The 21490-nt window shown below is 62.9% G+C and carries 19 protein-coding genes; 7 read left to right on the top strand and 12 right to left on the bottom strand.

Annotated elements, in window-relative coordinates:
• Positions 1 to 147: 147 nt before the first annotated feature.
• Positions 148 to 693 carry an RNA 2',3'-cyclic phosphodiesterase gene (thpR, locus tag LOY53_RS09525; protein ID WP_252823480.1) on the top strand — a complete coding sequence of 182 codons (546 nt, stop codon included), beginning with the start codon at positions 148 to 150 and terminating at the stop codon, positions 691 to 693.
• Between the two features lie 13 nt (positions 694 to 706).
• On the opposite strand, the gene LOY53_RS09530 is transcribed toward thpR, so the two are convergent.
• The 4 genes from LOY53_RS09530 to LOY53_RS09545 all read right to left on the bottom strand — a co-directional run bounded on the left by LOY53_RS09530 (position 707) and on the right by LOY53_RS09545 (position 5832).
• A complete protein-coding gene (locus tag LOY53_RS09530; RefSeq protein WP_252823481.1) occupies positions 707 to 3142 on the bottom strand; it encodes a TonB-dependent receptor in 2436 nt (811 codons plus the stop codon).
• 94 nt (positions 3143 to 3236) lie between these two features.
• Entirely contained in the window at positions 3237 to 4211 is a 975-nt protein-coding gene (locus LOY53_RS09535) for a FecR domain-containing protein (protein WP_252823482.1), read from the bottom strand.
• Positions 4208 to 4714, bottom strand: coding sequence for a sigma-70 family RNA polymerase sigma factor (locus tag LOY53_RS09540; RefSeq protein WP_027593826.1), 507 nt, complete (start codon positions 4712 to 4714; stop codon positions 4208 to 4210). The genes LOY53_RS09535 and LOY53_RS09540 overlap by 4 nt, the downstream gene beginning before the upstream one ends.
• A 212-nt stretch (positions 4715 to 4926) precedes the next feature.
• Positions 4927 to 5832 carry an AraC family transcriptional regulator gene (locus LOY53_RS09545; protein ID WP_258703914.1) on the bottom strand — a complete coding sequence of 302 codons (906 nt, stop codon included), beginning with the start codon at positions 5830 to 5832 and terminating at the stop codon, positions 4927 to 4929.
• A gap of 180 nt (positions 5833 to 6012) precedes the next feature.
• Between LOY53_RS09545 and calA the strand changes: the two genes are divergently transcribed.
• Positions 6013 to 7065 carry a vanillin reductase gene (calA, locus tag LOY53_RS09550; protein ID WP_186678760.1) on the top strand — a complete coding sequence of 351 codons (1053 nt, stop codon included), beginning with the start codon at positions 6013 to 6015 and terminating at the stop codon, positions 7063 to 7065.
• Positions 7066 to 7125: 60 nt separating this feature from the next.
• Here the strand turns inward: calA and LOY53_RS09555 are convergent, their stop codons facing one another.
• Positions 7126 to 8442 carry a hypothetical protein gene (locus tag LOY53_RS09555; protein ID WP_258703915.1) on the bottom strand — a complete coding sequence of 439 codons (1317 nt, stop codon included), beginning with the start codon at positions 8440 to 8442 and terminating at the stop codon, positions 7126 to 7128.
• A gap of 202 nt (positions 8443 to 8644) precedes the next feature.
• Here LOY53_RS09555 and LOY53_RS09560 point away from each other — a divergent pair, with 202 nt between their 5' ends.
• Positions 8645 to 9844: a sugar transporter gene (locus tag LOY53_RS09560; RefSeq protein WP_027593822.1), complete on the top strand. Its 1200-nt coding sequence runs from the start codon at positions 8645 to 8647 to the stop codon at positions 9842 to 9844.
• Positions 9845 to 9910: 66 nt separating this feature from the next.
• Here LOY53_RS09560 and LOY53_RS09565 read toward each other — a convergent pair whose 3' ends face one another.
• Genes LOY53_RS09565 through LOY53_RS09575 form a run of 3 tightly spaced genes read right to left on the bottom strand, consistent with a single transcriptional unit; the run spans position 9911 to position 12348 of the window.
• Positions 9911 to 10495 (bottom strand): LysE family translocator, encoded by a 585-nt coding sequence (locus LOY53_RS09565; protein ID WP_258703916.1) that lies wholly within the window; start codon positions 10493 to 10495, stop codon positions 9911 to 9913.
• 50 nt (positions 10496 to 10545) lie between these two features.
• Positions 10546 to 11376: an AraC family transcriptional regulator gene (locus tag LOY53_RS09570; protein WP_252823487.1), complete on the bottom strand. Its 831-nt coding sequence runs from the start codon at positions 11374 to 11376 to the stop codon at positions 10546 to 10548.
• A 48-nt stretch (positions 11377 to 11424) separates the two neighbouring features.
• Positions 11425 to 12348 carry a LysR family transcriptional regulator gene (locus tag LOY53_RS09575; RefSeq protein WP_252823488.1) on the bottom strand — a complete coding sequence of 308 codons (924 nt, stop codon included), beginning with the start codon at positions 12346 to 12348 and terminating at the stop codon, positions 11425 to 11427.
• A gap of 103 nt (positions 12349 to 12451) precedes the next feature.
• On the opposite strand from LOY53_RS09575, the gene LOY53_RS09580 reads away from it, so the two are divergent.
• Complete coding sequence (locus LOY53_RS09580) at positions 12452 to 13105, top strand: oxygen-insensitive NAD(P)H-dependent nitroreductase NfsB (RefSeq protein ID WP_027593818.1); 654 nt, start codon at positions 12452 to 12454, stop codon at positions 13103 to 13105.
• 138 nt (positions 13106 to 13243) lie between these two features.
• Here the strand turns inward: LOY53_RS09580 and LOY53_RS09585 are convergent, their stop codons facing one another.
• Both LOY53_RS09585 and LOY53_RS09590 read right to left on the bottom strand, forming a co-directional pair.
• Positions 13244 to 14398, bottom strand: coding sequence for a cysteine desulfurase family protein (locus LOY53_RS09585; RefSeq protein WP_258703917.1), 1155 nt, complete (start codon positions 14396 to 14398; stop codon positions 13244 to 13246).
• A gap of 185 nt (positions 14399 to 14583) precedes the next feature.
• Positions 14584 to 15510, bottom strand: a complete 927-nt coding sequence (locus LOY53_RS09590) for a LysR family transcriptional regulator (protein ID WP_258703918.1) — start codon at positions 15508 to 15510, stop codon at positions 14584 to 14586.
• 140 nt (positions 15511 to 15650) lie between these two features.
• Here LOY53_RS09590 and LOY53_RS09595 point away from each other — a divergent pair, with 140 nt between their 5' ends.
• The 3 genes from LOY53_RS09595 (at position 15651) to LOY53_RS09605 (ending at position 18786) form a co-directional block, all read left to right on the top strand.
• Positions 15651 to 16880, top strand: a complete 1230-nt coding sequence (locus tag LOY53_RS09595; protein ID WP_258703919.1) for an acyl-CoA dehydrogenase — start codon at positions 15651 to 15653, stop codon at positions 16878 to 16880.
• A 117-nt stretch (positions 16881 to 16997) separates the two neighbouring features.
• The gene (locus LOY53_RS09600; RefSeq protein WP_252823492.1) at positions 16998 to 18401 is read left to right on the top strand and encodes a PAAR domain-containing protein; all 1404 of its coding nucleotides are present in this window, start codon (positions 16998 to 17000) and stop codon (positions 18399 to 18401) included.
• Entirely contained in the window at positions 18391 to 18786 is a 396-nt protein-coding gene (locus LOY53_RS09605) for a hypothetical protein (protein ID WP_252823493.1), read from the top strand. The genes LOY53_RS09600 and LOY53_RS09605 overlap by 11 nt, the downstream gene beginning before the upstream one ends.
• Before the next feature lie 75 nt (positions 18787 to 18861).
• On the opposite strand, the gene LOY53_RS09610 is transcribed toward LOY53_RS09605, so the two are convergent.
• Together LOY53_RS09610 and LOY53_RS09615 are read right to left on the bottom strand one after the other, a co-directional pair.
• Positions 18862 to 19926, bottom strand: a complete 1065-nt coding sequence (locus LOY53_RS09610) for a TerC family protein (RefSeq protein ID WP_252823494.1) — start codon at positions 19924 to 19926, stop codon at positions 18862 to 18864.
• Between the two features lie 169 nt (positions 19927 to 20095).
• The gene (locus LOY53_RS09615) at positions 20096 to 21403 is read right to left on the bottom strand and encodes a substrate-binding domain-containing protein (protein WP_258703920.1); all 1308 of its coding nucleotides are present in this window, start codon (positions 21401 to 21403) and stop codon (positions 20096 to 20098) included.
• Between the last annotated feature and the right edge of the window lie 87 nt (positions 21404 to 21490).

A 21490-nucleotide genomic window follows, 5' to 3' on the forward strand; every position in this document is an offset into this window, starting at 1 on the left:
TTGTCGAAAAATGGCCATGCGCCATGGCATAAGCTGGCCAGCATAAACAATCATGGAAGCAGTTTGTACTTATTGTTACGTGACTACCGCGCGACTTAGGTGTAATGGCCTAGCGCTTGCGCAAACGTTTCATGTCAAGGAGATCACATGGTTCAGGACGTTCGCCCCAGTGGCGCCCCCTTCAAACGGCTGTTTTTCGCCTTGCCGGTCAGCGATGCCCAGCGCCGTGCCCTGGCCCAGTGGCGGCGCGGCTTGAACCTGCGCAGCGGCAAGCCGGTACCCGCCGACAACTTCCATGTGACGCTGCTGTTTCTCGGTGATGTAGACACCGCTTTGCTGCCCTCGATCTGCGCTGCGGTCGATGCGCTCAAGCGCCCGGCTGCGGCGCCGCGCCTGTTGCTCGACCGTTTGCAGGTATGGCCGCGCGCCAGTGCGCTGGTGCTTGAGCCGCAGCAAACGCCGCCGGCCTTGCTGCAACTGGTGTATGGCTTGCAGCAGGCGCTGCTGCCTTTGGGGGTGGAGGCGGCGAGCCGTGAATACCGCCCGCACCTGACCTTGTCCAGGGACTACCGCGGCCAGCCGCCGGAGGCCGCCACGGCGCCGGAGTTCTTCCTGGCCGCGCGGCACTTCGCCCTGTATGAATCGCGCAAGGGTGTGTACTGGCCCCTTGCGCAATGGCCGTTGACCGAGTGATGCGTGCTGCGTTTTAAAACTCAGGCGTGTACTTGACCGTCAACATGAAGTTGCGGGGTTCGCCGTAGTTGTTGCTGCCATTGAGCTGGTTGAAGCCGGCAACCCAGTACTTCTTGTCGAGCAGGTTGTTGGCGTTGACTGCAAGGTTCACTTCCGGCGTCAGCTGATACGCCAGGCGCCCGCTCCACACGGTGTAGCCAGGCACGGTGTAGGTGCGTTCGTAGCCCAGGGTGTGGCTTTGGCTGGTGAAGCCCAGGCCGGTGCTCCAGCGTTGGCCGTCCAGTGGCAGGGTGTAGTCGGCCCAGGCCCGCAACATGTGCTTGGGCGTCCACTGGCTGAACACGCGGCCTTCTTCGTCCGGGTCGTCGAGGAACTTGGTGGTGTTGTAGGTGTAGCCGGCAAACAGCTGCAGGCCGCTAAGCACTTCGCCGCTGATCTCGGCCTCGATGCCCTGGCTACGCACCTTGCCCGCCGCAGTGGAGCAGTACCAGTCATCACAGGCAAAGCCCGAAGCCACGTCGGTCACCGCACGGTTTTCCTGGTCGTAGCGGAACACCGCCAGCGAGGCGTTGACCCGGCCGTCCAGCAACTCGCCCTTAAGGCCGGTTTCGTAGTTGCTGCCGATCACAGGCTTAAGTGGCACGTTGTTGACGGCCCGCTCGGTCTGCGGCACGAACACGTCGGTGTAGCTGGCGTACCAGGCCCATTCGCGAGTCAGGTCGTAGACGAAGCCGGCATACGGGGTGACTTCGCCCGACTCGGTCATGCGGCTGGTGGGGGTGCGGCTGCCGGGGTCGGTGCGGCTGTTGAAGTCGATCGAGTCCCAGCTGTAGTCGAACCAGCTGACCCGCGAGCCGAGGATCAGGGTCAGGTCATCGGTCGGCTTGACCCGCCACACGCCGTACAGGCCTTTTTGGCGGATGTCATAGCTGGCCTTGTTGGAGCGCGCGAGCTTGCCGTCGAACACACTGTCACGGCTAGGCTCGGGGCGGTTGTGGTCGATGTCGAAGAGGGTGTCGCCAGACGCAGCGAAGTTGCGCCAATAGGCGTCGTCCGACGTCAGCTTGGAGTAGTTGCCGCCGACGGTGATTTCATGGGCCAGCGGCCCGGTGTTGAAGTGGCCCACCACGTTCATGTCCAGGCCCAGCTTGGTGTTGTGGAAGTCGGTGAGCCAGTCGGCATAGGTGATGCCGCTGCCGTCCGGCGCCACGCCCTGGCCGGTCGACTGCACGCGCTGGTGCGTGGACGTGTTGACTTCGTCCATGCGCACGGCGGCGGCTTTGAACGCCCAGTCGTCGTTGAAGCGGTGCTCGAGGTCCGCGTAGTAGGTGGTCACGTCGGTTTCGGCACGGTTCCAACGGGCGCCGGTGAAGGTCGAACGGGGCAGGTCGACCGGCTTGCCGTCGGTATAGCGGGGGATGCCACGCAGCATTGGCCGCGACTGCTGGCGGTTGTAGCTGATGCCGGCACCTACGGTGGTGGCGTCGTTCAGGTCAATGTCCAGCGCGCCATACAGGGAGTGGGACTTGCTCCATTGGTAGTCGATGAAGCTGTCGCTCTGGTCCTCGTCGGCCACCATCCGGCCGCGCACGCGGCCGTCGGCGGTCAGCGGGCCGCCAGCGTCCAGTTGCAGGCCGTAGTGGTCCCAGGAGCCGGCCTTGCCGGTGACGGTAACGGTCGGGGTGGCCTGGCCGCGTTTGCGCACCAGGTTGATCGCGCCGCCGGGGCTGCCGGTGCCTTGCAACAAGCCCGAGGCGCCGCGCAGGACCTCGATGCGGTCGAAGAACACCAGGTCCTGGGTCGCCCAGTTGCCCAGCGAATAGTTGTTACGCGGGATAGGCACGCCGTCGTACTGCCAGTCGTCGATCTGGAACCCGCGCGATGTCACCACCACGCCTGGGCCGATGCCTTGCGCGCCGACGATCCCGGTGGTGTGGTTGAGCGCCTCCTGCAGGTCGGTGATGCCTTGGTCATCCAGCTGTTTACGGGTAATCACCGTCACCGACTGAGGGATTTCCTTGAGGGTGTGCGTGCCTTTGCCAAGGGTCACCGCGCGTGCGGCGTACGAGCCGCTACCTTCGCTGGTGGCATCCAGGTAATTGTCGGTGATGCTGGTACTGCCAAGCTCCAGCACGTCGCTCTCTGGGGTTGCCGGGGCGACGCTGAAGTGGCCGCTGCTGGTGAGCCGCAATTGCAGGCCGCTGCCGACCAGCGCGGTTTGCATGGCTTGCTCGGCACTCATCTGGCCGACGACTGCTGGCGCCTGCTTGCCGCGTACCAGCTGGGGTTCGAGCGCGATGATGTAGCCGCTCTGGCTGGCAATCCGGTTAAGGGTGGTGGCCAGGCTGGCAGGCGGCAGGTCGAACGCCAGGGTCTGCACCTGGGCATGGGCATTGAGGCTGCTCAGGGCAACGACGAGGGGCAAGGCGCGGGGCCAGAGGTTGAGCACAGAATTCTCCCGAATGAAGTGACTTGTCAGGAGATAGGTGGGACGAGAAACGAAAACCGGACACGCCCGCGAATGATTTTCGAAAATATTTTCATTAGCCTTGGCCGGTGCCGATCAACGTCACCCAGGGGCCGAACGGTTCGACCTTGATCGGCAGGGCTTCCGCCAGGGCGGCCAGCGCTTCCTGCGGCTGGTCCAGCGGGAACACGCCTTGCACGCGCATCTCGCGCACCGCCGGGGCCAGTCGTATGTAGCCGCGCTGGTAGGGGCGCAGGGCATCGATGACCGCGTGCAGGGGTTCGTCGAGCACTTCCAGGCGCCCATACAGCCAGGCGCAGCGTTGTTGCTGCTCGCCGCCCAGTTGCTGGATGCCATCGCTGCGCAGCAGGGCCGCCTGCCCTTGTTGCACGTCTTGCCAGCGGCCATCGCGCAGGCTGGCGCGCACGCTGTGCTCCAGCACCACGATGCGGGTAGCGGCTTGCTCTTGGCTTACCAGGAAGCGGGTGCCCAGCGCCTGCACTTGCCCTTGGGTCGTGCGCACGCGCAGGGGGCGCTGAGGGTCGGGCGCGACCTGAATCACCATTTCGCCACGGCGCAGTATCAGCAGGCGTTGGCTGGCATCGAACTGCAGGTCGACGGCACTGGCGCTGTTGAGGCTCAGGCGGCTGCCGTCTGCCAGGGTGAAGCTGCGCCGCTCGCCGCTGGCGGTGTGCAGGTCGGCCAGCCAGTTTTGCGCGCTGTCGCTGCGCCAACCGCTCCACAAGGCGCCTGCGACGACACCCATGCCTGCCAGCGCGCCCAGCACTTCGCGGCGAGAGTGGGTGGGCGTGAGCAGCAGTTGGCGGGCTTCGGCGGCTTGCCCTGGGGCTCGTTGGTCCAGCGCCTGCAGCGCCGCAAACGGGCTGCCCAGGCGTTGTTGCAAGCGGTCCCAGGCGCGTTGGTGTGCGGGGTCCTGGCGCAGCCAGTGCGCCAGGCGTTGCAGCAGCGCCTGGTCAGGCGTGCCGGCCTTGAGTGCGACCATCCAGTCGATGGCCTGCTCGCTGATCGGGTCCAGGTGTGTTGCGCTCATGCGTGCACCTCGCACAGGTAGCACTGGCGCAGGGCCTGCTTCATGTGGCGGCTGACGGTGCGTTCGCTGATCTGCAAGCGGGCAGCGATGTCGACGTAGCTCATGCCGTCGAGCTGGCTATAGAGGAAGGCGGCCTTGACCATGGCGGGCAAGCCGTCAAGCACCTTGTCGATGGTCACCAGTGCTTCGATCAGCAGCAGTTGTTCTTCGGCAGAAGGGGCGATGGGTTCAGGCAGAAGCGCCAGGCGCTCTAGGTACGCCTGCTCGAGTTGGCGGCGGCGGTACCGATCGAAGATCAGCCGACGGGCGATGGTCGAGAGGTAGGCACGCGGTTGCTCGATGCTGTCCGGGTCGACGCGTGCGCCCAGCATTTGGCAGAACGCCTCGGCTGCCGTGTCCTCGGCATCGGCGCGATTACGCAGGCGTTTGAAGACATGTTGGAGCAGCCAGCGGTGATGGTCGCTGAAGAAGAAGCCCAGCTTGCGGGTCGATGTGCTGTCCAACGCCTGGTATCCAGTTGTGAGTGTGAATCGTTCTCAATATTAGCTGGGTCGGTTGGTGGGTAGCAATGGGGGGGTGAGATGTTGGGTGTGTATGGCTGGGGTTTGATGGTGTGGCGGAAACCGAGCGCCGCGCGGGCGGCGCTCGATTTCAGCCACACCACAGCCCCCCAGCCATCCACCTAAAAACCTCACGCACGCGCCACATCCAACCATCAAACCGGCAAACTCTGGTACGCCACCTCATCCCCCGGGCTGCGGTCAAACTGACGTTTGTACTCGCGGCTGAACTGCGACGTGCTCTGGTAGCCCACCCGGTGCGCCGTCTGCGCCACCCCCAAGCCCTCGCCGATCAGCATCTGCTGCGCCTTGAGCAGCCGCAGGCGCTTGAGGTATTGCATCGGTGCCATGTCGGTGCAGCGTTTGAAATGCTCATGGAAGGTCGACACGCTCATGTTGGCGCGTGCCGCCAGCGCCTCAACGCTCAACGGCTCGGTGTAGTGTTCGCGCAGGTGGGCGAGGGCGGCGCCGATGCGGGCGAAATGCCCCTGCTGTTCGACCAACGCCCGCAACACGCCGGCTTGCGGGCCGCGTAGCGCGGTATAGAGCACTTCGCGCACCCGCGCCGGGCCGAGCACCTTGGCATCCAGCGGGTCTTGCAGGCAGCTCAGCAGCCGCTCGACGCTTTCGCGCATGGGCGCATCCAGCGCCGCAGAGGTCATGGACTGCGGGGTCTGGGCCTGGACAGCGGCATCCGGTGCCAGGTCCATGCTTTGTACCAGTTCACCGAGCACGCTGCGGTCAATGTCCACTGCCACGCCCAACAGCGGCGCCTCGCGGGTGGCGAACGTCTCGCACATGAACGGCACCGACAACGCCTGCACCAAGTAGTAGCCCGCACCGTACTCCAGGGTGCGCGGCCCCAGCCGCGCGAGTTTGCTGCCCTGGGCCAGGATCATCAGGCTTGGCTCGTAGATTTGTGGGCTGCTGGCGACATAGTGGTCCCAGCTCAGCACCTGCACCTGGGGCAGGTAAGTGGGCACGAAACCCGGGCGGGTGGCGAGGCGGCGGATCAGCGCGCAGAGGGGGGCGTTAGCGTCGACATGGCGGGTGAGCTGCATGGTGAACCTGGGCAGAGAATCAGACAGTTGCATGATCGCAGATTGAAGGTCTAGCGTCAGATACTTGAGGGTAACTCCGGAGAATCAGGCATGCATGCCGGAGAATCTGCGGTGGGCGAGGCGAGCCATGGCGCGCAAAATGCGCCGCCTGAATCGTTTCACTTCTCTGCGAGGTCCCGCATGTACACCGCCATCGGTTATGCCGCCCAAACCCCGACCAGCCCTCTGGCTCCCATGACCTTCGAGCGCCGCAGCCCGCGCCCGGACGATGTCGCCATCGAGATCCTCTACTGCGGCGTGTGCCACTCAGATATCCACCAGGCGCGCAACGAATGGGGCATCGCCGTGTACCCGCTGATGCCGGGCCACGAGATCATCGGCCGGGTCACTGCGGTGGGCGACAAGGTGTCCGCGCACAAGGTCGGCGACCTGGTAGGCGTCGGTTGCATGGTCGATTCCTGCCGCCATTGTGAGGCGTGTGCCAAGGACCTGGAGCAATACTGCGTGGAAGGCCCGACCATGACCTACGCCACCCCTGACCGGGTCGATGGCAGCAACACCATGGGTGGCTATTCCAGCAGCATCGTTGTCAGCGAGCACTTTGTCGTGCGTATCCCTGCCGGTATGGACCTGCCCAGCGCCGCGCCGATCTTGTGCGCCGGCATCACCACCTATTCGCCGCTCAAGCACCACGGCGTTGGCCCTGGGCACAAGGTAGGCATTCTGGGCATGGGTGGCCTCGGCCACATGGGTATCAAACTGGCCAAGGCGCTGGGCGCGGAAGTGACCTTGTTCACCCGTTCGCCAGCCAAGGCCGAGGAAGCGCGCCGCCAGGGTGCCGACCATGTGATCGTGTCCACCGATGACGAGCAGATGCGCGCCGCGGCAGGTCGCTTCGACTTCCTGCTCGACACCATTCCGGTGCAGCACGACCTCAATCCGTACCTGGAAACCCTCACCTTCGATGGTGTGCATATTCTGGTCGGCCTGATCGAACCGATTGAACCGGCACTGCACGCGGCCAACTTGGTGCTCAAGCGTCGGGTACTGGCCGGCTCGTTGATCGGCGGCATCGCCGAGACTCAGGAAGTGCTGGATTTCTGTGCCGAGCACGACATCCGTTGCGATATCGAAATGCTCGATATTCGTAATATCAACCAGGCTTACGAGCGGATGATTGCTGGGGATGTGAAGTACCGCTTTGTGATCGACATGGCGACATTACAGGGCTGATCCTGGCGTTAATCTGCACCGGGCTCTTCGCGGGCTTGCCCGCGAAAAGCCAGTGCAGATCTACCAGACCAGCGCCTTGTCCCACCCCTTCCAGAACAACCAGCGCCGCACTTCACCATGCTCGCCGGTACCGATCTGCCACTCAGGCCGCCCACTGCCCAAGGCAATCACTGAAATGAACCCGGCATGGCTCGCCGCAACCAGCGTGCGTCCATCGGCGCTGATGTCCATGGCGCTGATGGTCGACCCCAGGAAGTGCTGCCAATGTTCCGTGCCCTCTTCGCCAAAGGCCCGCAGGTAGCCGTAGGCATCGCCCACGATGTACTCGCCATCGCCTGCGACCCCGGCATACACCCGGGCCCCGTCTTGCAGCAGTGGGGTGCGTGGGTCTTCGCTGTAATAGTCGGTGTCCAGGCCCGCAAGGTCTGCCACGCGTACCCCCAGTGTGCCGCCGTTGTAGAAGTGGCAGGCATTGACGATCAACTGGTCGCCGCTGCGGTTGAACAGGGCGAAGTGAGGGTATTCGCCGCCGGGGCCGATCTGCGCCACTTCCTCCAACTGGTCATTCAGCACCAGATGGCGGCTGCATTGTTCACCCACCACGATCAGGCGTCCGTCTGGCGACACTGCACCGTGCTCCATGGCCAGGCCCAGGGCGATATCGTCCGGGTCGGTGCCTTCGGCCAGTTCCTCGAGTATCTGCGATTGGCGAGGCAGCAGCCGGGTGGCACCTTCGGCGGCCAGCAGGTAAATACCCTCGGCGCTCACCAGCAGCACCCGCTGGCCATCGGCGAAGGGCACCAGGCTGGTGGGTGTGGGTGGCAGGTCGAGCGGCTCAAACGGGTAACCTGCTGGCAGGCCTTCGAGCCCGCTAGGCCAAGCCAGGCGAGCGACCTGCGGGCCGCCCCAGCCATCGGTCACGCGCACGCCCTCGGCGTTGGCCAGGGCAAAGTAGCGGCGCTGTGGGCAACGCCCGAAGTGCTCGATACCGATGACGGGCGTCACGCCTTGTTGATCGATGCGCACCACCTGGCCCTTTTCATACGGCATGCCAATGCGCGCGAGCAGGCTGCCGTCGTCCAGCACCAGGACGCTGCTGATGCCTTGGCCATGCGCGTCGAGCAGCGGCACCAGCGGCAGGTGGGCGGGCGGCCAGGCGGCGCGGAAGGCTTGGCGTTGCTGTTCGTCTACCCCCGGCCGGTTGATCGCTTCCAAGGCGGCCTGCCAGGCGTCGAGCAGGTGCTCGGTGGCCGCAGGCTGTGGTTCTTCGAGGTCGTCCCAGCCCTGTGCGCAGCCTTGCGCGACGTAGCGGTTGATGGCCTGGGCGTAGGTGGTGACCGCCTGCTGCCACTGCTGCTGGGGTTGTTGCTTGTCCATGGGCGGATCGGGCTCCTTGTTCCGCTTGCAATTCACATTAAGCGGGCATGTTACTCGCAATGTGCCGCTGGTTGTGAGGCCCGGTATTGACGCGTACCATGCCGGCATTCCTTCCAATAACAAACCCGTGCCTCAGCGCGGCCGATACTTGGCCCCTGACGCGCGTCTTTTCGCCATGCCTGCGGAGAATAGAATCCCACCCATGAACGGACCCCTACCCACTGATGTGCCGCCGACCACCGGTAACGGCAGTTGGCTGAGCGTGATCGCCCTTGCCCTCGCGGCCTTCATCTTCAACACCACCGAGTTTGTCCCGGTAGCGTTGCTCAGCGACATTGGCCGCAGCTTCGACATGAGCACTGCCCAAGTCGGCCTGATGCTGACCATCTATGCCTGGGTCGTGGCCCTGGCGTCGCTGCCGATGATGCTGCTGACCCGCAACATCGAGCGCCGGCGCCTGCTGCTGTTCGTGTTTCTGGTGTTCATCGTCAGCCACCTGTTGTCGTGGTTGTCGCAGAGCTTTGCCATGCTGCTGGTGAGCCGCATCGGCATCGCCCTGGCCCACGCTGTGTTCTGGGCGATTACCGCGTCGCTGGCCGTGCGTGTGGCGCCGCCTGGCCAGCAGGCCAAGGCCCTCGGCCTGCTGGCCACCGGCACGACCCTGGCGATGGTGTTGGGTATCCCGCTGGGCCGCGTGGTGGGTGAGGCCCTGGGCTGGCGCGTGACGTTCCTCAGCATTGCCGGGGTGGCATTGGCCACCATGCTGTGCTTGATGAAGTCGTTGCCGCTGCTGCCCAGCCAGAACTCCGGTTCGCTGCGCAGTTTGCCGATCCTGTTCAAGCGCCCGGCCCTGGTGATCACCTACCTGCTGGTGACGCTGGTGATCACTGCGCAGTTCACCGCCTACAGCTACATCGAACCGTTTGCCCTGCATGTGGCGCAGATCAGCGGTGAGCGCACCACGTTGCTGCTGCTGTTGTTTGGTGGCGCCGGGGTGTTCGGCTCGGTGCTGTTCAGCCGTTACAGCGACCGCTTCCCCCAGGGTTTTCTGGTGGGCTCGATTGGCCTGCTGGCGGCCTGCCTGCTGTTGATGTTGCCCTTGTCGGGCAACTTCTATGCGTTTGCTGTGTTGAGCATGTTCTGGGGCGTGGCGATTTTGAGCTTCAGCCTGTCGCTGCAGTCCAAGACACTGAAGTTGGCGTCCGATGCCACGGACGTGGCCATGGCCTTGTTCTCGGGCATCTACAACATCGGTATCGGTGGAGGGGCATTGCTGGGCAGTATCGTCAGCAGCCAGATGGACGTGGCCGATATCGGCCTGGTCGGAGGCTGTGTCGCGGTTGTCGGGTTGCTGCTGGCGGCGGCCAGTACCCGTCGGTTCCGTGATGCCTTAGGTGGCTGATTTGCCTGTACTGGACTCTTCGCGGGCAGTCGGACCGCGAAGAGGCCGGCAAAGCCAACATCACAATCAACCCAGCAGCGTCGCCCAAGCCGACGCCAGCAACACCACCGCCAACCCCCGGTTGAACCACAGCAACCGCGCAGGCGCCTGCAACCAGCGTGCACTTCCCACCCCCAGCAGTGCCCAGGCCGTCATGCACGGCAGGGCAATCAGCAGAAACACCAGCGCCAACTGCCACACCGGCAGTGCGGGCGCGGCAAATACCCCGATCACGGCCACGGCCATCATCCACACTTTCGGGTTGACCACTTGCAGCGACGCTGCGCTGAGCGCATCGAAAGGCTTGTCTGCGTTGATGTCCAAGGGCTGCCCAGCGCTGCGCAGAATGCGCCACGCCAGCCAACTCAACCACAGCACGCCGGCCCAGCTCATCAGCTGCTGGGCCAGGGGATGGCGCAGTAACAGCTCGCCCAGCCCCAGCCCGACCAGCAACACCACGGCCGCTGCCGCGCCACAGCCGGCCAGGATGGGCGCCACGCTCGCCCGCAAGCCCTGCCGTGCGCCATGTGCCAGGATCAACAGATTGGTCGGCCCGGGGCTGATGCTGGCCACCAGGGCGAAGAGGATGAAGGGCAACAACGTCTGCGACATGGCACAAGGCTCCGAGGGTTCGAAGCGCCATGTTCGCTGCCTGGCTGCAATCAGTCTGGAAGGTTTGAGCAGCGCCTGCGGTAGTCGGCCGGGGTCAACCGATACGCCCGGCGGAACCAGCGCCCCAAGTGGCTCTGGTCGGCAAAGCCCAGCGCCATGGCCACTTCAGCAGGTGTCTGGCCTTGGCTGAGCAGGCGCCGCGCGCGGGCCAGGCGCAACTGGATCAGGTAGGCGTGCGGGGCCAGGCCGAAGGCGGCTTTGAACGCCCGGGTCAGGCGAAAACGGTCGACGCCGCAGGCCAGGGCCAGGTCTTCCAGGCCGATGTCGCGGTCCAGGTGAGCATGCAGGTAGTCACGCGCCCGCTGCGCAGTCAGCGGCAGGCGAGGGTCGGGGTTGACGCGTTTGCGCCAGTGCAGGTGGCGGGTCAGGCAGGCCAGCAGGTCGTCCATGGCGGTTTGGCGGACAATGCGCAGGTCCTGGTAGTGCACGCTGTTAAAGGCCAGCGCAGTGGCGCGGGCCAGGCGCTCATCGTGGCACAAGGTATCGGCAAAGCTGGGCAGGCCGGCGCTGGATGCGTGTTCGAACAAGGCCCGCAATTGATCGTCCAGCCAGGCCGGCTCCAAGTACAGTGTCGAGTAGGTGAAGCCTTCCTCGGTCGGTGCAAGGCCGTCGTGGATGTCGCCGGGCTCGAGCAGAAACACCTGGCCCGGCGTGCTGCGATGGCGTACCCGGCGGCAGTTGAACTGCTGCACACCTTGCTCGGTGACGCCGACCAGGAAACTGTCGTGCCAGTGCGGGTCGTAGGCATGCCCGACAAAATGCGCGCGGACCGACTCGATGCCGGTGTCGGCGTCTTGCTTGAGGTCGATCCAGTTGCTCATGGGGGCAGGCCGTGGGGGTAAAACGCTACCTTAGCGCAAGCGTGTGGTTCAGTCTGGAACGATTGTGCAGCCCTTGTTCAGCAGCCGCGGCCGCAGGGCCTCGAAGCGTTCGCGCAGCCACAGGTGCAGCTGTGTCACTGCCGGCGTCAGCTGCTTGCGGTGCGGGCAGACTAAGGTGACCGGCGTCGGCTCGCCCAGGTGTTCGGGCAGCAGAATCTCCAGTGCGCCTGCCTCGATGTCGGCGCTGACATCCAGCCACGACTTGTAGACGATACCTTCACCCAGCAGTGCCAGGCGGCGGATCACGTCGGCGTCGTCGCTGACCAGCGGCCCACGCACCTGCACGGTGCGGTTACCCACCCGCCATTTGTCATACACCCGGTTCTGTTGCATGTACAACAGGCAGGCATGTTGCTGCAGGGCCTCCGGCGTCAGTGGCCGGCCGTGGCGTGCCAGGTAGTCGGAGGAGGCGACCAGTACCCGGCGGTTCCAGCTGGCCAGGGGCAGGGCGATGTAGTTGGCATCTTGATTGAGGCCGTAGCGGATGGCGATGTCCACCGGGTCACGATTGAGGTCGGCCATCTGGTCGGACAGAAAGAAGCGCAGGTGCAGCGCCGGGTGCTCGCGGCGAAAAGCACTCAACCAGGGCAGCAGCATGTTGCGGCCCATGTCCGAAGGGGCTGAAACCTGCAGGGTGCCGCGCAAGGTACTGGCATTACCGTGCAGGTCCTCGCGGCCCTGGCGCAGGCTTTCCAGCACGTTTTGCGCGGTCGGCAAGTACAACTCGCCCTCAGCGGTCAGGCGCAGGCTGCGGGTGGTCCGCGCAAACAGGCGCACGTCCAGCTCGCGTTCCAGGCGTTTGATGGCAGCGGCCACCTGGCCCGGCAGCAGTTCGGCCTCATGGGCGGCGGCGGTGAAACTGCCCAGCACGCTGCTGCGTACGAACAATTCAAGGTCGGTGATGCGCAGCATTTTCACTCACAGGATGAAAGTGTTGCTGTAGTTTGCCGGTTTTTCTTATTTGCAGGAAAGATAAGATGCGCGACAAACCCCGTTTCACTGCAGGAGTTGTTGCATGGATACCGTTTCCCTGGCCAAGCGCCGCTACACCACCAAGGCTTACGACGCCTCGCGTCGCATTCCCCAGGCCACCCTCGATGCGTTGCTCGAGCAACTGCGCCACAGCCCATCGTCGGTCAACTCCCAGCCTTGGCACTTCATCGTCGCTGACAGCGCCGAAGGCAAGGCCCGGTTGGCCAAGAGTACCCAAGAGCGCTTCGCCTACAACACGCCGAAGATTCTCGATGCGTCCCATGTCATCGTGTTCTGCACCCGTACTGAGATGACCGAGGCCCATTTGGATGCGGTGCTCGCGCAGGAAGCCGCTGATGGCCGTTTTCGCGATGAACAGGCCCGCGCCGGGCAGAACCAGAGCCGTCGTCACTACGTCGACCTGCACCGCTTCGATCAGAAAGATGTGCAGCACTGGATGGAAAAGCAGACCTACCTGGCCTTGGGCACCGCACTGCTTGGCGCTGCGGCACATGGCCTGGATGCAACACCGATCGAAGGCTTCGACAGCAAGGTGCTGGATGCCGAGCTGGGGTTGCGCGAGCAGGGCTACACCAGCGTGGTGATCATGAGCCTGGGCTATCGGAGCGAGGCTGACTTCAATGCGGGGCTGAGCAAATCGCGGTTGCCGGCTTCGAAGGTCTTCACTTTCCTGTGATATCGCTGGGGCCGCTTCGCGCCCCATCGCCGGCAAGCCAGCTCCTACAGGGCCATCACTGTCCTGAAGACGGCGCAATTCCGGTGGGAGCCGGCTTGCCGGCGATGGGGCGCGAAGCGGCCCCTAACAAGCTCGGCCTCACCAAAGTGCCATTGAAGCCTGCGCTGTCACCCTGGCAAACACCTCGATCGCCTTGTCCACTTCAGCCTCGGTGCTGAACCGCCCAATGCTCAACCGCACGCTGTTACGTGCCTGGCTTTCATCTAGCCCCAGCGCCAGCAGCACATGCGATGGCGCATTGCTCGCCGAATTACACGCTGACGTGGTCGACAGTGCCAACTCACTGGCCAACGCTGCACTGTTGAAACCCCGGCTCTCGATGCACAGGTTCAAGGTATGCGCAATGCGCTGTGTGTCGCAGCCGTTGAGGCTTACCGCTGGCAAGGCCAGCAACCCATCGCGCAGTCGCCGGGACAGGTGCTCGATGCGCTGGTGTTCGCTGTCCCCCGGCTGGCCGGCGAGGGCAAAAGCGCTGCCCATGCCGACAATCTGGTGGGTCGCCAAGGTGCCGGAACGCAGGCCGTGTTCATGCCCGCCACCGTGCATCTGCGCACGCATCAGCTCGCGCGCGCGCGGCCCGACGTAGAGCGCGCCGATGCCTTTGGGGCCGTAGGCTTTGTGGGCCGAGAACGACATCAGGTCTACCGCCATTGTTGCCAGGTCGATGGCCAGCTTGCCCACCGCCTGCGCGGCGTCCACATGCAACAGTGCACCGTGGGCACGCACACGCTCGCCAATCGCCGCAAAATCGGTCACGGTCCCCAGTTCGTTATTGACCGCCATCAGCGAGACCAGGCGGGTATCGGCCTGCAGAGCCGCCTGCACGGCTTCAGGCTGGATCAGGCCCGAAGCATCCACAGCCAGGCGGGTAACGGCCCAACCTTGGCGCTCCAGTTCAGCGACCGTGTCGAGCACGGCTTTGTGTTCCAGCTGGCTGGTGATCAAGTGGCCCGGCTCGCCAATCCCTTGGGCGATGCCCTTGAGTGCAAGGTTGTTGGACTCGGTAGCGCCTGATGTCCACACCAGCTCATCGGCGCGGGCGCCGACGCGTTCGGCGACCTGCTGTCGCGCCTGCTCCACGGCATTGCGGGCCGCTTGGCCATAGGCGTGGCCACTGGATGCGGGGTTACCGAAGTTGGCCTGGCGGCCAAGGCAGGCGAGCATCGTTTCGATGACGCGGTCGTCAACGGGCGTGGTAGCGGCGTAGTCGAAGTAGAGCGGGGCGCTGGGCATGGGGCGGGTCCGTGTCTGTCACGTGGGGTTCAGTGATCGCTGCAGTAAGCGTACCCGGCCCCTGGCCAACAATTTTTGCCTTCTGTTTAGTTGATTTGCACCTGTTTGGTAAATAACTCTTCTAATTTAGGCTAGTGGAGAAAAAAATTCTCCAGCAGCCAGGCGTCCGTCCCATCACTGCAGCGTCAGGCCGGTTCCAGCGTGCGTTCTTCCTCCGCCACCACCCGTTCGCACAACTCGATGATCTGCTCGCGCATCCAGCGGTTGGCGGGGTCCTGATCCGTGCTTTCATGCCAGTACAGGTGGGTTTCCAGCGCTGGTACATCCACAGGCAACGCCTGGTAGCGCAGTTGATGACGGCGGGCGAAACGCTCGGGGACGGTCATCACCATGTCGGTCTGCTGCAGCACCTGCGAAGCCATCAGGTAGTGCTGTGAGCGCAAGGCCACCTTGCGTTGCACGCCCATCTTGCCCAGGGCCAGGTCCACATAGCCGAGGCCATTGCGGCGGCTGGAAATATGGATATGGGTCATGCCCAGGTAGCTGTCGAGGGTCAGTTTGCTGTCGGCCAGCGGGTGGCCCTGGCGCAGGGCGCAGATATAGCGATCTTGCATCAGTTTGACGTGGCGTACCTGCGGGTCGGTGTTCAGCGGGGCGTCGACGGCAAAGTCCAGCCGCCCGGCTGCCAGTTCCTTGGTGGTTTCGCGACGTTTGCACAGGAAGCTCTCGATCAGCACCGAAGGCGCCAGGCGGCGCAGGCGCTGGAACAGCGGCGGCAGGATCACCGCCTCGGTCAGGTCGGTCATGCTGATGCGGAAGGTCTTGTTGGCCTGCTGCGGGTTGAAGATGCGGCTTTCTTGCACCGAGGTGCGCAACAGGGCAAGGGCGTTGCGCACTGGGCCGATGATGTTCTGCGCCATCGGCGTGGGCACCATGCCTTGTGCGGTGCGCACGAACAGCGGGTCGTTGAAGGTTTCGCGCAGCCGCGACAGGGCATTGGACACCGCCGGTTGGGTGATGCCGACAATTTGCCCGGCGCGGGTCAGGTTGGCTTCGGTGTAGATCGCGTCGAAGACGATGAACAGGTTGAGGTCGACCTTGCTGAGGTTCATGTGCGCCGCTCGTTGTTGGAATTATTGCCCGATCATATATCGGTTATGAATGTTTATACACGCGGAAAATAGACTAGGTGGATGGGCGCGTGCTGCTCTAGGCTCTGGCCCATGTCCTACGAACCGTGAAGGTAGCCCCGATGGATTTCGCCTATTCGCCCAAGGTCCAGGCATTGCGTGAGCGCGTCACCGCGTTCATGGATGCCTATGTCTATCCCGCCGAGGCAGTGTTCGAGCGCCAGGTCGCCGAGGGCGATCGCTGGCAGCCCACCGCGATCATGGAAGAGCTCAAGGCCAAGGCCCGCGCCGAGGGGCTGTGGAACCTGTTCTTGCCCGAGTCGGAGTTCGGCGCCGGGCTGAGCAACCTGGAATACGCCCCACTGGCCGAAATCATGGGCCGCTCGCTGCTCGGGCCAGAGCCGTTCAACTGCTCGGCACCGGACACCGGCAACATGGAAGTGCTGGTGCGTTATGGCAGCGAGGCGCAGAAACGCCAATGGCTGGAGCCCCTGCTACGCGGGGAGATCCGCTCGGCCTTCGCCATGACCGAGCCGGACGTGGCCTCGTCGGACGCCACCAACATGGCCGCCACCGCTGTGCGCGATGGCGATGAGTGGGTGATCAACGGCCGCAAATGGTGGACCTCTGGGGCCTGTGACCCGCGCTGCAAGGTCATGATCTTCATGGGCCTGTCCGACCCCGAAGGGCCGCGCCATCAGCAGCACTCGATGGTGCTGGTGCCAACCGACGCGCCTGGCGTGAAGATCGTCCGGCCGCTGCCGGTGTTCGGTTACGACGACGCGCCGCATGGCCATGCCGAGGTGTTGTTCGAGAACGTGCGGGTGCCTTATGAGAATGTAATTCTGGGTGAGGGCCGTGGCTTCGAAATCGCCCAGGGCCGCCTCGGCCCAGGCCGCATCCACCACTGCATGCGCTCGGTCGGCATGGCCGAACGGGCGCTGGAATTGATGTGCAAACGCTCCGTGGAGCGCACAGCCTTCGGTCGCCCGCTGGCCCGCCTGGGCGGCAACGTCGACAAGATCGCCGACTCGCGCATGGAAATCGACATGGCCCGCCTGTTGACGCTGAAAGCGGCGTATATGATGGACACGGTCGGCAACAAAGTAGCCCGCAGCGAAATCGCGCAGATCAAAGTAGTGGCGCCGAATGTGGCCTTGAAGGTGATTGACCGGGCGATCCAGATGCATGGTGGCGCCGGGGTGAGCGGTGATTTCCCGCTGGCGTACATGTACGCCATGCAGCGCACCTTGCGCCTGGCCGACGGGCCGGATGAAGTGCATCGAGCGGCGATTGGCAAGTATGAGATTGGCAAGTATGTGCCGGTGGAGATGTTGCGTAGTTCCAAGTGATTTGTAAGCAGATTTCGTAATTGCTGTAGGAAGTGTCTGGTTTTCACGTTCAGGCACTAAAAGCGCTGTTGCAGCTGTTAGGTTTCGACACCTCACCTATGCACAGAGAGCGTGTCGATGCGTGTCAACCTGGGAGGAAAAGGTCAGGCGGTAGACGGTGATGTCACCACGACGGGCGCTGTTTGCATCGCGACTGATCTCTGCTATTTGAGTGATGGGCGTAGGGTGCTGAGGGAGGGCGACAGGACAACACCCTGTCCCCTCTGCGGCGATGAAGGGACCGTCGCTGAAGGCGTTTTGCATTTCATCTCTGATGGCCATGCCGTGGCCATGGATGGGGCGCTGGTGAACTGTGGTTGCCCGCCCGGTAGTAACCGAGTCGTAGCACCGCTGGATGTGGCACCGCCACCTCTGCGGACTTTGGCGTCTAACCGCGTCATGTCTATTGTGCCAACCGCAGGTGCTCAAGCAGGCAACTGCTCGCGAGGGTCAGTTACAGCATCGCCGGGGACAATGGAGCCGGGCTTTTATGTGGTTCCCAGAAGCATGTCGTTCTCTCAGGTTCTGCTGCGGTTGGCCGAGCAGGACGCCACGTTACCCATTTCCCGTTTGCAGCGGCTTAATCCTACCTACGATCAAGGCTTCAAGGCTGGGGAAATTTTCGTCATTGGTGACCCAGATAATGGCGATGCCTGTACCCGTGAGGAAGCCAAGCTGATGGCTGCCGCGCAGGACGCCCGGCACGCGTTGGCGGCGCTTGATTTTGCCGAATCGGATTTCATGATGAAGCACCAGGCTGATATTGCCGGCTTGCTCAGCAATGCCAGCCAATCGATGGGCGTGGGCAAGGACATGCTGGATCAAGGGTTGAAACAAGTCCGCAACACCTTGAACCAGATCGAGCAATTGCATCAGCGTGAGTTTTTGCGGCATGGGCATTTGAACAGTCGCGAATTCTTCGTCTCGCGGCGTCAGCTGTTGCAGCAACTGGATGGACAGTTGAAGGCGGCATTGCTTAACAAACAGCTGAACTTGGGCAGTTATGAACGGCTGAAGAAGAGTCTGAATATTTCGACCAAGAGCCTGGTGCACCATTGGTCGAAAGCGGGTGGGGCAGGGCAGATACCGGGGTATGCGACGCATCTCGATAAAGTGGCGAAACTTTCCAATTACCTCAAACACGGCGGGAATGCTGCAATTGGACTGAGCGGCGTTTCGTCGTACCTCAATGTGAGAGAGGTTTGTCAGGCAGGGAGTACAGAGGCTTGCAGGAAAGCCCGTTTCGTAGAAACCGGAAAATTCAGCGGGAGCGTGGGTGGTGGAATGGCAGGGTCGTTGGTAGCCGGTGCAGCGGCTGGTACGGTGTGTGCTGCTTTTACTGTGGGTACTGCGGGTTTAGCCATTCCATTATGCGGAATTTTATTAGTTGGCGGCGGTAGCTTCGCGGGCGGTAAGTTAGGTGAGGTCATGGGGGAGGGGGCAGGGGAATTCATCTATGAGGTATCAGATTATGGATATTAATACATGGCCTATAGCTGTAAAGCTGTTATTTGTAATTCTGCCATTTGTTATTTCCATGTCGGGCTTGGCAATAAGTGCTTACATAACGTTGACTCGTCATTATCAGGTTGTTTGCTCTTCGGTTAAAAGTAATTCGTATATAGAGTGCTTGAAAGTAACCTGGGGTGGGTCTTATTTTAAATGGCGACTAATGTTGGTTTGTGCTATTGGAGGGCTAGTCACGTTCCCCTGGTTTGTGTTGCGCCGCGGCCAAGTGGATGCTGAGGAACTAAAAAGATTTCCGCCAAAGCTGAAACGATGGTTGGCAGTGTCTACTTGGCTTGCTATCATCGGTTTTGCCTGGATGATGTTTGCAGGTTTGCTTATCAAGATTTCCAAGGTGTAGTAATTCTAGTTCTTGTATTTTTGATGATTAGTTGCATCAAAGAATTGCTAAGTTTGCACGTATTAAGCGCGTTAGTCAGACCCGCAATTGCGGGTCTTTCTCTTTTTTATCCTCCTCAGCTTTCCCCGCTGGAAGCGGCTCCATGCTGGCCTCATCCACCGTCACCTTATCCCCCCGCGTCTTGACCAACGACACCACCACCCCACCCAGCAACAACCCAAACGTCACCCCCAGCGACAGCAGCGCCGGCACCTTGCCGACCATCCCGTGGTAGAAGATCTTGCAACCAATGAAGATCAACACCAACGCCAGCGCGTACTTCAGGTAGATAAACCGGTGCATCAACGCCGACAAGGCGAAGTACAGCGAGCGCAAGCCAAGGATGGCGAAGATGTTCGAGGTGTAGACAATGAACGGGTCCTGGGTGATGGCGAAGATCGCCGGCACGCTGTCGACCGCAAACACCAGGTCGGCCAGTTCGATCAGTACCAGGGCCAGAAACAGCGGGGTGGCATACCGCAGTGCCTTGCTTTGCCCAGGCGGTGTCTGGCGCACGAAGAAGTGCGAGCCGTGGATCTGGTCGGTAACCCGCATGTGCCGGCGCACGAATTTCAAGATTGGGTTGTTGGCCAGGTCCGGATGGCTGTCCTCCTTCGACAGCGCCATCTTCACCCCGGTAAACAGCAGGAAGGCGCCGAAGATGTACAGTACCCATTCGAAGTTCTGCACCAGTGTCGCGCCCACGCCGATCATGATCGCCCGCAGGAACACCACGCCCAAGATGCCCCAGAACAGCACGCGGTGTTGATAGCGGCGGGGGATGGCGAAGAAGCCGAAGATCATCGCCATGACGAACACGTTGTCCATCGACAGCGACTGCTCGACCAGGAACCCGGTGTAGAACTCCAGCGCGGACTGCGCGCCCAGTTCATACCAAACCCAGACGCCAAACAGCACGCCGACACTGAAATAGCCCGAGTACAGCAGCAGGCTTTCGCGCATTTCGATCTCGCGGTCCTGGCGATGCAGCACGCCCAGGTCGAGTACCAGCAAACCGATGACGATGGCGATGAACACCAGCCACAACCACGTGCTGGTACCGAGAAACGGAGTGGTGAGGAATGTCTGCAGAGCCGTCATGAGCCCCTCCTTGATTGTCGACGTTGCAAGGCAACAGTGATCCGACATGGCGGCTTGGCAGCCGTCAGAGGGGCCCGGTATCACATGGGCTTGAGCCTAGTCCTGTTTGCGCGGGATGCCGAATGCAGACCTGTTACATTTCTTTGCCTGGCACCCGGCGGGTGACGCCTTAATACACCCACACTTCTACCCGCCGATTGCGCAAGCGGCCTTGCTCCTGGTCGTTCCCTGCTACGGGCAGTTCGTCGCCCATGCCGGTCACTTCCAGCACGTCCACGCCATCGCGTGCCAGCTCGCGACGAACCGCCAACGCCCGCAAGCGCGAAAGCAGCGCCGCCCGCCCGGGTGTCTCCTTGGGGTCACCAAAGCCCACCAGCACCGCCTTGCTCTGCAACTTGCCGGCCTGGCGCAGGTACTCGGCTACCCGCTGCACATCGCGCAACGCTTTGTTGTCGAGGCTGGCGCTGCCCTCCTGAAAGCGAAAGTTCACGCTCAACCGCTGCGCTTGCTGGGCCAGCGTGCGGTAGCGTGGCGGCATGTCGGCCTGTGGGGGGACCGGTTGGGCCTTGACCTGCTGCGAAACGAAACCCAGTTGGGCGACGATGGCCTGGCCGGCTGGGCTCTGGGCAAAGTCGGCCAGGGCCTTGGCCTGAGGCTTGGGGTTGGCTGGCAGGTAGAAATACAGGCGCCGCGACAGCGGGTAGTCCTCGCTGGCCACGAGCGAGCGCTGCGGCAGCATGGCCGGTGCATCGCCCTCGGCGACGGCCAGCACCTTGGCCCCGTGTACTGCCGCCAGGCTGCTGAAACCGATAGCCTGGCGGTCGGCGGTGACGCGCTCGGCCAGCGTGTCGCTGGATTCAAAGCGCTGAGCCTTGGCAGATAGCTCGCCTTGATTAGGGTCGAGCACCAGTGCCTTGAAGGTTTCGAAGGTGCCGGAACGGTCGTCGCGGGCATAAAGGTGAACCTTCCCACCTGCAATGCCCACCTGGTCCCAGCGCTGAATTTGCCCGGAGAAGATCTGCGCCAGTTGCAGCGTGGTCAGTTGCGGCAGTGGGTTGTCGGGGTGGACGATCACCGCCACGCCATCGAGGCCGATGACCTGTTCGGCGCTGGCCGCGCGCAGGTCACCCAGGGCAAGCAGTTGCTGAACTTCTGTATCGTTGATCGGCCGCGAGGCGGCAGCCAGGTCGGCCTCGCCCCGGCCCAACGCTGCAAAGCCGGTGCTGGAACCATGCGCGGCGATGTCGATACGCAGCGGTTGCCCGCGAACGTCGCGGGCGGTGATGACGGTTTCGTTGGTATGTGTGCCGGGGGCCTGTTCAATCGCCGTTGCACCTTGAGCCCGCAATTGCCCTTGCACCAAAGCCGGCAGCAGGGCCGCGCCGATGGTGTTGGAGCCCTGCACGCGCAAATGCGCAAAATCGGCCAGGGCCGACAGCGGTAGCAGGGCAAGAAGAATGAGCAGCAGGCGGGGCATGCCGGGCGACCTATGGCACAGAGTTGCCCGGCAGATTACGACGGTGGCGTGATAGAAATATGACAGGCAGTCGGAGGGCTTTGCCCT

The sequence above is a fragment of the Pseudomonas sp. B21-031 genome (genome assembly GCF_024748985.1).
Taxonomy (GTDB): Bacteria; Pseudomonadota; Gammaproteobacteria; order Pseudomonadales; family Pseudomonadaceae; genus Aquipseudomonas; species Aquipseudomonas kermanshahensis.

What these genes read in the sequence shown, in the direction of transcription:
- thpR (WP_252823480.1), top strand. Translation starts at nt 148, where the DNA reads ATGGTTCAGGACGTTCGCCCCAGTGGCGCCCCCTTCAAACGGCTGTTT.
- LOY53_RS09535 (WP_252823482.1), bottom strand. Translation starts at nt 4,211, where the DNA reads ATGAGCGCAACACACCTGGACCCGATCAGCGAGCAGGCCATCGACTGG.
- LOY53_RS09545 (WP_258703914.1), bottom strand. Translation starts at nt 5,832, where the DNA reads ATGCAGCTCACCCGCCATGTCGACGCTAACGCCCCCCTCTGCGCGCTG.
- calA (WP_186678760.1), top strand. Translation starts at nt 6,013, where the DNA reads ATGTACACCGCCATCGGTTATGCCGCCCAAACCCCGACCAGCCCTCTG.
- LOY53_RS09555 (WP_258703915.1), bottom strand. Translation starts at nt 8,442, where the DNA reads ATGGACAAGCAACAACCCCAGCAGCAGTGGCAGCAGGCGGTCACCACC.
- LOY53_RS09560 (WP_027593822.1), top strand. Translation starts at nt 8,645, where the DNA reads ATGAACGGACCCCTACCCACTGATGTGCCGCCGACCACCGGTAACGGC.
- LOY53_RS09565 (WP_258703916.1), bottom strand. Translation starts at nt 10,495, where the DNA reads ATGTCGCAGACGTTGTTGCCCTTCATCCTCTTCGCCCTGGTGGCCAGC.
- LOY53_RS09570 (WP_252823487.1), bottom strand. Translation starts at nt 11,376, where the DNA reads ATGAGCAACTGGATCGACCTCAAGCAAGACGCCGACACCGGCATCGAG.
- LOY53_RS09575 (WP_252823488.1), bottom strand. Translation starts at nt 12,348, where the DNA reads ATGCTGCGCATCACCGACCTTGAATTGTTCGTACGCAGCAGCGTGCTG.
- LOY53_RS09580 (WP_027593818.1), top strand. Translation starts at nt 12,452, where the DNA reads ATGGATACCGTTTCCCTGGCCAAGCGCCGCTACACCACCAAGGCTTAC.
- LOY53_RS09585 (WP_258703917.1), bottom strand. Translation starts at nt 14,398, where the DNA reads ATGCCCAGCGCCCCGCTCTACTTCGACTACGCCGCTACCACGCCCGTT.
- LOY53_RS09590 (WP_258703918.1), bottom strand. Translation starts at nt 15,510, where the DNA reads ATGAACCTCAGCAAGGTCGACCTCAACCTGTTCATCGTCTTCGACGCG.
- LOY53_RS09595 (WP_258703919.1), top strand. Translation starts at nt 15,651, where the DNA reads ATGGATTTCGCCTATTCGCCCAAGGTCCAGGCATTGCGTGAGCGCGTC.
- LOY53_RS09600 (WP_252823492.1), top strand. Translation starts at nt 16,998, where the DNA reads ATGCGTGTCAACCTGGGAGGAAAAGGTCAGGCGGTAGACGGTGATGTC.
- LOY53_RS09605 (WP_252823493.1), top strand. Translation starts at nt 18,391, where the DNA reads ATGGATATTAATACATGGCCTATAGCTGTAAAGCTGTTATTTGTAATT.
- LOY53_RS09610 (WP_252823494.1), bottom strand. Translation starts at nt 19,926, where the DNA reads ATGACGGCTCTGCAGACATTCCTCACCACTCCGTTTCTCGGTACCAGC.
- LOY53_RS09615 (WP_258703920.1), bottom strand. Translation starts at nt 21,403, where the DNA reads ATGCCCCGCCTGCTGCTCATTCTTCTTGCCCTGCTACCGCTGTCGGCC.